Here is a 9,560-nt window from a genome sequence, read left to right as displayed (position 1 = left end):
GACGGCGAACGCGACGGCGGAGGCGCGACGCGAGGGTGGCGCATGAGGCGACGGACCCTGCTCGCCGCCGGCGTCGGCCTCCTCGGCTCACTCGCCGGCTGCACGACGGGCGACGAGGAGCCGGTCGGACTCACCATCGACTCCGCGACGGCGTACGCGGTGACGGAGACGCGGCTCGTCGCCCTCGTCGACGTGCGGAAGGGGGCCGACCGGGACGCGTCGTTCGGCATCCGGTGGGATGTGTCAGACGGAGAATATATACAGACCGTCACCGGGCACTTCGACAGCCCCGCGACCCGCCACCACGACGCCGACGTCCCCGGCATACGAGTCGCGCTCCAGATGGCGCACGCGACGACCATCGAACCCGGCGACGTCACCGAATCGCGGCTCAAGCTCGTCCGCGAGGGCGCCGACGGCCCGTGGCGCGACGTCCCCGTTCGCGCGCCGCGGCCCGCGTGATTGGCCGCCGATCGTCCGACGGTCTTATGCGATGGGAGCGTCAAATTCGGGGGTAATGACCGACCGGGCGCTCGACGTGGTGGAGTTCCTCCTGACCGCACGCGTCTACGAGCGCGACACTGACCTCGACGAGAACGATCTCCCACCGGCCGTCCGGAGCGCGCTCTGGGACGGCGACGGCGTCCCGCGACCCCCGAAGGCGACCGGCGAGGCCGTCGCGGAGGCGACCGGCATCGCCGACCCGTGGGAGGAAGTGGCGAGCCTGATGTTCACCGAACGCGACTCCTTCTCGGGGCGCATCCGACTCGTGGACGACGAGATGGCGAAGGAGTGGTACGCGAATCGCGCGGAGGCCTCGCGCATCCAGTCGAACCCCGCGCTCGCCGCCGCCTACGAGGGCGAGATCGAGGACGTCGACCACGCGGCCGCCCGCGAGGCCAACCGGCCCGTGCAGGCCGACCCGCAGTGGATCGACGGACTCCTCGAGGACATGTTCGACGAGGAGGACGAGGAGATGCTCGACCTCGTGGAGGTGCAGGCCCCCGCGGAGATCGAGACGACGCTCGACGACCTCGTGCTCACCGACGAGCAGCAGGTCGAGACGGAGAAGGTCTCGAAGGCCATCGAGCACCGCGACTACCTCGCGCAAGTCGGACTCGTGGAGGTCGGGAAACTCCTCTTCGTCGGCCCGCCCGGCACCGGGAAGACGAGTACCGCGAGAGGCCTCGCCCACCGCCTCGACCTCCCGTTCGTCGAGGTGAAACTCTCGATGATCACGAGCCAATACCTCGGGGAGACGGCGAAGAACGTCGAGAAGGTCTTCGAGGTGGCGAAGCGTCTCTCGCCCTGCGTGCTGTTCATCGACGAGTTCGACTTCGTCGCGAAGACGCGCACCTCCGATGAGCACGCGGCGATCAAGCGGGCCGTCAACACGCTGCTGAAGGCCATCGACGAGATGAGCCTCGTGAAGGACGACGTGCTCCTCGTCGGCGCGACGAACCACCCGGACGAACTCGACGCCGCGGTGTGGCGGCGCTTCGACGAGATCCTGAGCTTCCCGAAGCCGACGAAGTCGATGCGCGCGGACATCCTGCGCATCGTCACGCGCGGCATCGACGTGGAGAACTTCGATCCCGAGGAGATCGCCGCGAACACGGACGGACTCACCGGGAGCGACCTCCGGCTCGTCCTCCGCGAGGCCGTGCTGGACGCGCTCGTCGAGGACCGCACGACGCTCGCCCAGACCGACCTCCTCGACGCCGTCAAGGCTTTCGAGGAGCGCGATCACCTCCGGAACCTCGATAGTCTGGAGGAGGCCGTCGAGACGGGCGAGAGTGGCGAGGAAGGCCACGATCACGGACACGACCACGAGCACGATCACGATCACGAGCAGGCGCCCGCCGACGCGGACGACTGAGAATGCGCGTCACGCTGCTCGGCACCGGCGACACCGCGGGGACGCCGCGGCCCGGCTGCGACTGCGACACCTGCCTCGCGGCGCGCGAACGCGGCGTCGAGCGCACCCGCTCGTCCGTCCACGTCGTCAACGAGGAGACGGGCGACGTCCTCCTCATCGACGCCAGCCCCGACTTCCGCCAACAGTTCCTCCGCGAGGGGGTGTCGCTCCCCGACGCCGCCGTCATCACGCACATCCACTTCGATCACCTCGACGGGCTGGGCAACGTCTACCGGCTCCTCGATCGACTGCCCGTGTACGCCGCGGACGAGACCGACCCCGAGACCGGCGAGAGCGTCGCCGACACGATCGAGCGGAAGTACGACTATCTCGACACGGTGAGCGTCCAGCCGCGCGCGCCCCACGAGTCCGTCCGCGTATGCGGTTTCGACGTCACGCTCGTCCCCGTGGACCACCCGCCCTTACTCACCTACGGTCTCGTCGTCGAGCAGCCAGAGACGGGCGCGAAACTCGCGCTCTCGGGCGACACGAGCTATCGGGTGCCGGACGCGTCGCGCGACGTCCTGCGCGACGCCGACCTCCTGCTCGCGGACGGCATCGTCCCCGCGAGCCTCTGCGACTACCACCCGCTCGGCGGGCGCGACGAGGACGACGAGGGCGTGCCCCGCACCTTCGGCACGAAGCACATGACGCACGAGGGCGCGCTCGCGCTCGGCGACGACCTGAACGCCGACGAGACCCGCGTCGTCCACGTCGCTCACCGCTACCCGCCCGACGAGGCGTTCGAGAAACCGCTGGCGGTCGACGGCGAGACGTTCACGCTCTAGGTCAGGACCACCGATCGAGTCCCGACTGTCGGCGCGCGCTCGACGCGTTCGGCTCCCACGCGCTCCGCGCGGCACGCTCGGCGTCGGGATCGGTGGCCGGGGCGTCGCCCGGCACGTATCCCGGGCAGTCGGGTCCGCACTCGCTCGCGGCGTCGACGAGGCGGCCCTCGTACTCGCAGAAGGGGAGGGAGTCGACGCCGGCCTCGCATCCGCGGGTCGCGTTCGCGCACGCCGGGAGGCCGTCGGTCCGCCACCCCTTCCCGTACGCGCGCTCGGCGACGCGGAGACGCTGGCGGGCCTTCTCAGCGGGCGCGACGGGAGCGACGTCGCACCGACCGGGGCGTCTCTCGCCGGGTTCGATCCCCCACCCCGACGAATCGAGGCGCTCGGGTTCGCGGACGACCTCGATGGGATCCCCGGCGTCGAAGTCGACGCGCCAGACGCCGATCTCGGGCGGGAGGCGGTTGAGGTGCGCACGCGTCACGTACGACTCGGTCGCGAGGATCGCGAAGTCGAGGACGCCGAGCGAGACGTCGTGGCGTACCTGTGACATGAGGTCGCCCGGCGAGGCGAGATCGGGTTTGTTCTCGATGCCGACGACGTCGCCGATCCAGTCGGGGTAGCGCGCGGACCGGCTGACGACCGCGTGACCGTTCTTCCGCTCGCGTTCGAGGAAGCCGGCGGCGACGCCACGGTCGGCGAGATCGCGGGCGCGCGCCGGGGCGGCGTCGAAGACGTCGGTGACGCGGCGCCAGCGGCCGACGCCGACGTCGGCCTCGACGACCGCGGCGGGAATCGTCTCGGGCGTGAGGGCGACGCGGGCGTCGAACTCGGGACCGCGCGTGAGACAGACGACGTCGACGATGCGCCCGCCCGCGGCGCGGACGCTCGTGCCGAGCTGGCGCGCGACGATCGGATACTCCCGTTCGAGGCGGGCGCAGAGCCGAAGTTCGAACGCGAACTCGCGCATGGACGGGATTGGGGAGGAAGGGAGAAAAGGTGCGCGGAGAAACGAGCGGCACTGGTCCGGGCGAGCGCGATGAACGGGCGTACACGAGAGGACGTAGGCGAAAGGGCAGGGAGGGGTACCCCCACGGGAGCGGTATCAGCGTCGAACGCGGCCGTTCGCGGGAGTGCGTCGCGACCGCGGACCGGATCGCCGTGGGAGGAGACGACACGGCCAGAGAACGCCGCGACGCGGTCGAATCGGGGGCTTTATCATTTCTCCGGGGCGAAGTGCCCGCAAGATTACTTCATGGCAGGAACTCACCGCCAACCGGAGGTGAACATCGGTCTGGTCGGGCACGTCGACCACGGGAAGACGACGCTCGTGCGCGCGCTGTCCGGCGAATGGACCGATCAGCACTCCGAGGAGATGAAGCGCGGCATCTCCATTCGGCTGGGCTACGCGGACGCGACCTTCCGACGCTGTCCGGAGGAGGAGCCTCCCGAGTGTTACACCGTCGAGGAGCGCTGCGAGGAGCACGACGTCGACACCGAGGTCGCGCGGACGGTGTCGTTCGTCGACGCGCCCGGCCACGAGACGCTGATGGCGACGATGCTCTCCGGCGCGGCGCTGATGGACGGCGCGGTGCTCGTCGTCGGCGCGAACGAGGAGGTGCCCCAGCCCCAGACCGAGGAGCACCTGATGGCGCTCGACATCATCGGCATCGAGAACGTCGTCATCGCGCAGAACAAGATCGACCTCGTGGACGCAGAGCAGGCCCACGAGAACTACGAGCAGATCGAGGAGTTCGTGGAGGGCACGGTCGCGGAGGACGCCCCCGTCGTCCCCGTCTCCGCGGAGCAGGAGATCAACCTCGACGTGCTCATCGACACCATCGAGGAGACCATTCCGACGCCGGAACGCGACCCCGACGCGGACCCGCGGATGTACGTCGCGCGCTCCTTCGACATCAACCGTCCCGGCACGACGTGGGAGGGACTCACCGGTGGCGTGCTCGGCGGGAGTCTCGTCGCGGGCGAACTCGACGTCGATGACGACCTCGAACTCCGGCCCGGTCACGAGGTCGAGGAGGGCGGCCAATCCGAGTGGCAGTCCATCACGACGAACGTCCGGTCGCTCCAAGCGGGCGGCGAGGACGTCGACACCGTCTCGCCCGGCGGACTGCTCGGCGTCGGCACCGGTCTCGACCCGAGCATGACGAAGGGCGACGCGCTCGCCGGGCAGGTCGCCGGCCACCCCGAGGCGCTCCCGCCGACGTGGGAGTCCTTCGAGATGGAGGTCGACCTCTTGGAGCGCCTCGTCGGCGCGGAGGAGGGCGAGACGGTCGACGACATCAACACCGGCGAGCCGCTGATGCTCACGGTCGGCACCGCCACCACCGTCGGCGCGGTCACGTCCGCGCGCGAGGGCGAGTGCGAGGTGAACCTCAAGCGCCCGGTCTGCGCGGAGGAAGGCGACGTCATCGCCATCAACCGACGCGTCGGCGCGCGTTGGCGCCTCATCGGCATCGGCCGCCTGCAGGGATAGCATGACGGAACGGGTCGCGATCGACGCGAACGCACTGATGATGCCGGTCGAGGTCGGCGTTCGCGTCTTCGAGGAGCTCGATCGGGTCTGCGGCGATTACGCCCCGGTCGTGCCGGACGTCGTCGCCGACGAGCTAGCGACGCTCGCGGCCGGCAACGGCGAGGCGGCGACCGCGGCGTCGGTCGGACGCGACCTCGCGGCCCGCTGTGACGAACAGGAGACGGACGGACAGTACGCGGACGACGCGATCGTCGCGCTCGCGGAGGCGGGCGACGTCGACGCCGTCTGCACGAACGACGGCCCCCTCCGCGAGCGCGTGCTCGCGGCCGGCGTCCCGGTGATCCACGTCCGGGGCCGGAACCGACTCACACGCACGCACCCACAATAGATGTACAAGCGCGCACGCCTGAAGGACACGGTAGAAGTACCCCCGAAGCACCTAGCGAACGTCTCGCCGGACTTGGTGAAACGCCTACTCCAAGACAAGCTCGAGGGGCGCATGGACGAGGACCTCGGTAGCGTCGTCACGGTGACGGAGGTCCACGAGATCGGCGACGGCGCGGTCCTCCCGAACCGCCCCGGCGTCTACTACGAGGCGGAGTTCGACGCCGTCACGTTCGACCCCGAGATGCAGGAGGTCATCGACGGCGAGGTCGTCGAGGTCGTGAACTTCGGGGCGTTCGTCGGGATCGGTCCCGTCGACGGCCTGCTGCACGTCAGCCAGATCAGTGACGAGTACCTCGCGTACGACGAGCAGAACCAACAGCTCTCCTCGCGGGAGTCCAGCGACATCCTCGGCGTGGACGACGCGGTCCGCGCGCGCATCGTCACGAAGAGCATCGACGAGCGCAACCCGCGCGAGTCGAAGATCGGTCTCACCGCGAAGCAGCCCGGTCTCGGCAAGCACGAGTGGCTGCGCAAGGCCGACGAGAACCCGGAGGCCGAGTAGATGGCGTCGAACCGCCTCGCCTGCCACGACTGCCACCGGATCGTCGAGCCTGACGAGAACGTCTGCCCCCACTGCGGGTCGAACGACCTCACCGAGGACTGGGCGGGCTACGTCGTCATCACGCATCCGGAGTCCTCCGAGATCGCGGAGAAGATGGAGGTCACGGAGTCGGGCGAGTACGCGCTGAAGGTCCGCTGAGGGATCGGGCGTGCCCGAGACCGTCGCGGCGCTCCCGAAGAGCGCGCGCGCGTCGTTCAAGGAGTCGCTCGGTCCCGTCTTCACGGACGCGCACGAACTCCTCGCGGACGCGGGCGAGCCGATCATCGCCGTCGGCGACGTCGTCAGCGCGCATCTCGGCCGTGCGGGCGTCACGCCGCACGTCGCCGTCGTCGACGGGAAGACCGAACGCGAGACCGTCGCCGACGACGTCCTCGACGACATCCCCGACGCACCCCGGACGGTCGACGTCGCCTCGGAGCCGGGAACGCTCTCCGCCGAGTTGATCGAGGCGCTCCGCGAGGCCATCGACGCCGACGGGCCGACGCGGATCGAAGTCACGGGCGAGGAGGACCTCGCGACGGTACCGGCGGTCCTCTACGCGCCCGCGGACGCGAGCGTCGTCTACGGCCAGCCCGGCGAGGGGATGGTGCGCGCGAACGTCACCGCAGGCCTGCGCGAGCGCGTGCGCGAGTTGGCCGAAGAACTGGAGACGACGGACGAGTTCTGGCGGCTGGTCGAGCGCTAGAAGTCGTTCAACCATGCGCCGAGGACCACGGCGAAGCGACGAGCGCGAGCGCCATCGAACCGTAGCCGACCGTGGCGCCGGACGCCCCTCTCGAAGCGAACCCGCCGAGCAGGACGAGCGCGAGGCCGACGCGCTGGAGCGACGCCGTACTCATCGGACCACCGTGGAGGGCATACGCGCCGGGACGGATGCGGACGAGAAAAGCGTTCGGTGGCGGACGAAGCGCCGACGGACGCGGAGGCGGTGCGGAGGCGGCGGTGCGGAGGCGGTGCGAAATCGGAGGCGGTGCGGAGGCGGCGGACCACTCCGTACCCGCTCGCGCCTCCGGCGCGAGGCCCCGAACCCCACCGTAGGTGGGGTGACGGGGCTTTTGGTCGAGCTTTTGCCAGCGCAGAGCGCGCCTCCGGCGCGCTCAAGCGCGGCAAAAGGTCGTTCGTAATGCTTTTACTCGGTTCGGCGCCTTAGTGGATGACAACTGATCATGGAAATCGAGATCCTGAGCGAGGAGGCGAATCCCCTCCTCCACAGACAGGAGGTCCAGTTCGAGGTCACGCACGAGGAAGCGACGCCGTCTCGCCTCTCCGTCCGCGACTCGCTCGCGGCGACGCTCGATAAGGACAGCGACGAAGTCGTCGTCCGCAGCCTCGACACGAAGTTCGGGATGCGCAAGACCGTCGGCTACGCGAAGGTCTACGAGTCCCCGGAGGCCGCGCTGGACGTCGAGCAGGGCCACATGCTCGATCGCAACAAGATCGAGGCCGACGCGGCGGCCGAGGAAGCGGAGGCTGAGGAGTAATGCCCCGCTCGGACTACTACGACGAGGACGGCTCGACGGTGAAGAATCAGTGTCCGCGCTGTGGCGACACCTTCCTCGCGGAGCACTCGGATCGCGAGCACTGCGGGAAGTGCGGCTACACCGAGTGGAAGTAACGCGCTAACCCCTTTTCATGCGCGTCGTCGGGATCGAAGGGACGGCGTGGTGCGCGAGCGCCGCGGTGTTCGACGCCGAACGCGACAGCGTCCGCATCGAGTCGGACGCGTACCAGCCCGAGAGCGGCGGCATTCATCCGCGCGAGGCGGCCGAGCACATGCGCGAGGCGGTCCCGCGCGTGATCGAGGCGGCGCTCGCGAGCGCCGAGGGACCGATCGACGCGGTGGCGTTCGCGCGCGGGCCGGGGATCGGGCCGTGTCTGCGCATCGTCGGCTCGGCGGCGCGCGCGCTCGCGCAGGCCCTCGACGTGCCGCTGGTCGGCGTGAACCACATGGTGGCACACTTGGAGATCGGCCGGCACCGCTCTGGATTCGACTCGCCGGTGTGTCTGAACGCCTCGGGCGCGAACGCGCACGTCCTCGGCTATCACAACGGCCGCTACCGCGTGCTGGGCGAGACGATGGATACGGGCGTCGGGAACGCCCTCGATAAGTTCACGCGCCACGTCGGCTGGTCCCATCCGGGCGGCCCGAAGGTCGAGACCCACGCGGCGGACGGCGACTACGTCGAACTCCCGTACGTCGTGAAGGGAATGGACTTCTCCTTCTCGGGGATCATGAGCGCCGCGAAGGACGCGTACGACGACGGCACGCCCGTCGAGGACGTCTGTCGGAGCTTACAGGAGACGGTGTTCGCGATGCTGTGTGAGGTCGCGGAGCGCGCGCTCAGCCTGACCGGCCGGGACGAACTCGTCTTGGGCGGGGGCGTCGGGCAGAACGACCGCCTGCGCGAGATGCTCGCGGCGATGTGCGAGCAGCGCGGGGCGGAGTTCTACGCGCCCGAACCGCGGTTCCTGCGGGACAACGCGGGGATGATCGCGGTGCTCGGCGCGAAGATGTACCGGGCGGGCGATACGCTCGCGATCGAGGACTCCGCCGTCGACTCGGACTACCGGCCGGACGAGGTGCCCGTGACGTGGCGCGGCGACGCGGAGGACGTGCTCTTTCGCGGATCGGGCGACGACGCCGACGCGGACCTGCGCGGTGCGGAGGCCATCGTCGGGATCGATGACGGGGCGGTGACGAAGACGCGCCGACCGAAGGGCTATCGGCACGACGCGCTGGACGCGCGGCTCCGCCGCGAGCGCACGACGCACGAGGCGCGTCTGCTCTCGGAGGCGCGTCGCGTCGGCGTGCCGACGCCGGTCGTCCGCGACGTGGACGTCCCGGAGAGCACGCTGGCGATGGCGTACGTCGGCGAGACGGACCTGCGAGACGCGCTGAACGAGGCGCGAGTCGAGACCGTCGCGAGGCATCTCGCGGCGATCCACGACGCGGGGTTCGTCCACGGGGATCCGACGACCAGAAACGTCCGCGTCGAGCGAGGCGGGACGGGGAACGGACGAGCGACGACGCCGCGCGGGACGCGAGGCGCGCGAGACGCGCGCGAGGACGCCGGGAGTCGGGCGGACGCCGCCGCGGGCCGCGACGAGCGCGTCCACCTCATCGACTTCGGTCTCGGCTACTACACGGACGACGCGGAGGACTACGCGATGGACCTCCACGTCTTCGAGGGATCGATCAGGGGCACGGCGGACGACCCCGCGCCGCTCGTTGAGACCTTCGAGGCGGCGTATCGCGCGGCGGGCGATCCCGGCGTCGTCGAGCAGTTGCGCGAGGTCGAGGGGCGCGGGCGCTACCAATGACATCCTCCCCGGCGTAAACGCCGGGGTTTC

The 9,560-nt window shown here is 70.0% G+C and carries 13 protein-coding genes; 11 read left to right on the top strand and 2 right to left on the bottom strand.

Translation table 11 applies throughout. From position 1 onward, the window contains the following. Positions 1–42 precede the first annotated feature (42 nt). The 3 genes from AOZ13_RS12095 to AOZ13_RS12085 are packed head-to-tail and all read left to right on the top strand — an operon-like array spanning position 43 to position 2,706. Positions 43–462, top strand: a complete 420-nt coding sequence (locus AOZ13_RS12095; protein ID WP_021780712.1) for a hypothetical protein — start codon at positions 43–45, stop codon at positions 460–462. Between the two features lie 55 nt (positions 463–517). Next, the gene (locus tag AOZ13_RS12090; RefSeq protein ID WP_020222597.1) at positions 518–1,879 is read left to right on the top strand and encodes an ATP-binding protein; all 1,362 of its coding nucleotides are present in this window, start codon (positions 518–520) and stop codon (positions 1,877–1,879) included. 2 nt (positions 1,880–1,881) lie between these two features. Then, a complete protein-coding gene (locus tag AOZ13_RS12085) occupies positions 1,882–2,706 on the top strand; it encodes an MBL fold metallo-hydrolase (RefSeq protein ID WP_021780711.1) in 825 nt (274 codons plus the stop codon). A gap of 1 nt (position 2,707) precedes the next feature. Here the strand turns inward: AOZ13_RS12085 and AOZ13_RS12080 are convergent, their stop codons facing one another. After that, the gene (locus AOZ13_RS12080; protein WP_021780710.1) at positions 2,708–3,676 is read right to left on the bottom strand and encodes a DUF5787 family protein; all 969 of its coding nucleotides are present in this window, start codon (positions 3,674–3,676) and stop codon (positions 2,708–2,710) included. Between the two features lie 285 nt (positions 3,677–3,961). On the opposite strand from AOZ13_RS12080, the gene AOZ13_RS12075 reads away from it, so the two are divergent. From AOZ13_RS12075 to AOZ13_RS12055, 5 genes are read left to right on the top strand one after another with little or no spacing between them, the layout of a single operon-like run. After that, a complete protein-coding gene (locus AOZ13_RS12075) occupies positions 3,962–5,200 on the top strand; it encodes a translation initiation factor IF-2 subunit gamma (protein ID WP_021780708.1) in 1,239 nt (412 codons plus the stop codon). Between the two features lies 1 nt (position 5,201). Then, on the top strand, positions 5,202–5,588 hold the full coding sequence (locus AOZ13_RS12070; RefSeq protein ID WP_021780707.1) for a DUF188 domain-containing protein: 387 nt from the start codon (positions 5,202–5,204) through the stop codon (positions 5,586–5,588). Beyond that, on the top strand, positions 5,589–6,149 hold the full coding sequence (locus AOZ13_RS12065; RefSeq protein WP_020222774.1) for a DNA-directed RNA polymerase: 561 nt from the start codon (positions 5,589–5,591) through the stop codon (positions 6,147–6,149). It begins immediately after the preceding gene. Continuing rightward, positions 6,150–6,347 (top strand): transcription elongation factor subunit Spt4, encoded by a 198-nt coding sequence (spt4, locus tag AOZ13_RS12060; protein ID WP_020222773.1) that lies wholly within the window; start codon positions 6,150–6,152, stop codon positions 6,345–6,347. A 10-nt stretch (positions 6,348–6,357) separates the two neighbouring features. Continuing rightward, a complete protein-coding gene (locus AOZ13_RS12055; RefSeq protein WP_020222772.1) occupies positions 6,358–6,894 on the top strand; it encodes a GTP-dependent dephospho-CoA kinase family protein in 537 nt (178 codons plus the stop codon). A 7-nt stretch (positions 6,895–6,901) separates the two neighbouring features. Here AOZ13_RS12055 and AOZ13_RS14265 read toward each other — a convergent pair whose 3' ends face one another. After that, positions 6,902–7,048, bottom strand: a complete 147-nt coding sequence (locus AOZ13_RS14265) for a hypothetical protein (RefSeq protein ID WP_020222771.1) — start codon at positions 7,046–7,048, stop codon at positions 6,902–6,904. A 327-nt stretch (positions 7,049–7,375) separates the two neighbouring features. Here AOZ13_RS14265 and AOZ13_RS12050 point away from each other — a divergent pair, with 327 nt between their 5' ends. The 3 genes from AOZ13_RS12050 to AOZ13_RS12040 are packed head-to-tail and all read left to right on the top strand — an operon-like array spanning position 7,376 to position 9,530. Next, entirely contained in the window at positions 7,376–7,690 is a 315-nt protein-coding gene (locus AOZ13_RS12050; RefSeq protein ID WP_021780705.1) for a 30S ribosomal protein S24e, read from the top strand. Further along, positions 7,690–7,824: a 30S ribosomal protein S27ae gene (locus AOZ13_RS12045; protein ID WP_021780704.1), complete on the top strand. Its 135-nt coding sequence runs from the start codon at positions 7,690–7,692 to the stop codon at positions 7,822–7,824. Before AOZ13_RS12050 ends, AOZ13_RS12045 begins: the two co-directional genes overlap by 1 nt. A 17-nt stretch (positions 7,825–7,841) precedes the next feature. Further along, entirely contained in the window at positions 7,842–9,530 is a 1,689-nt protein-coding gene (locus tag AOZ13_RS12040; protein WP_021780703.1) for a bifunctional N(6)-L-threonylcarbamoyladenine synthase/serine/threonine protein kinase, read from the top strand. The last annotated feature ends 30 nt before the right edge of the window (positions 9,531–9,560 follow it).

Source organism: Halarchaeum acidiphilum MH1-52-1 (assembly GCF_000474235.1).
In the GTDB taxonomy this organism is placed as follows: domain Archaea; phylum Halobacteriota; class Halobacteria; order Halobacteriales; family Halobacteriaceae; genus Halarchaeum; species Halarchaeum acidiphilum.
Note: the sequence above shows the minus strand (reverse complement) of the source record. Positions and strands in the feature narration are given on the sequence as shown.

What these genes read in the sequence shown, in the direction of transcription:
- AOZ13_RS12095 (WP_021780712.1), top strand. Translation starts at nt 43, where the DNA reads ATGAGGCGACGGACCCTGCTCGCCGCCGGCGTCGGCCTCCTCGGCTCA.
- AOZ13_RS12045 (WP_021780704.1), top strand. Translation starts at nt 7,690, where the DNA reads ATGCCCCGCTCGGACTACTACGACGAGGACGGCTCGACGGTGAAGAAT.
- spt4 (WP_020222773.1), top strand. Translation starts at nt 6,150, where the DNA reads ATGGCGTCGAACCGCCTCGCCTGCCACGACTGCCACCGGATCGTCGAG.
- AOZ13_RS12090 (WP_020222597.1), top strand. Translation starts at nt 518, where the DNA reads ATGACCGACCGGGCGCTCGACGTGGTGGAGTTCCTCCTGACCGCACGC.
- AOZ13_RS14265 (WP_020222771.1), bottom strand. Translation starts at nt 7,048, where the DNA reads ATGAGTACGGCGTCGCTCCAGCGCGTCGGCCTCGCGCTCGTCCTGCTC.
- AOZ13_RS12075 (WP_021780708.1), top strand. Translation starts at nt 3,962, where the DNA reads ATGGCAGGAACTCACCGCCAACCGGAGGTGAACATCGGTCTGGTCGGG.
- AOZ13_RS12065 (WP_020222774.1), top strand. Translation starts at nt 5,589, where the DNA reads ATGTACAAGCGCGCACGCCTGAAGGACACGGTAGAAGTACCCCCGAAG.
- AOZ13_RS12080 (WP_021780710.1), bottom strand. Translation starts at nt 3,676, where the DNA reads ATGCGCGAGTTCGCGTTCGAACTTCGGCTCTGCGCCCGCCTCGAACGG.
- AOZ13_RS12070 (WP_021780707.1), top strand. Translation starts at nt 5,202, where the DNA reads ATGACGGAACGGGTCGCGATCGACGCGAACGCACTGATGATGCCGGTC.
- AOZ13_RS12050 (WP_021780705.1), top strand. Translation starts at nt 7,376, where the DNA reads ATGGAAATCGAGATCCTGAGCGAGGAGGCGAATCCCCTCCTCCACAGA.
- AOZ13_RS12040 (WP_021780703.1), top strand. Translation starts at nt 7,842, where the DNA reads ATGCGCGTCGTCGGGATCGAAGGGACGGCGTGGTGCGCGAGCGCCGCG.
- AOZ13_RS12085 (WP_021780711.1), top strand. Translation starts at nt 1,882, where the DNA reads ATGCGCGTCACGCTGCTCGGCACCGGCGACACCGCGGGGACGCCGCGG.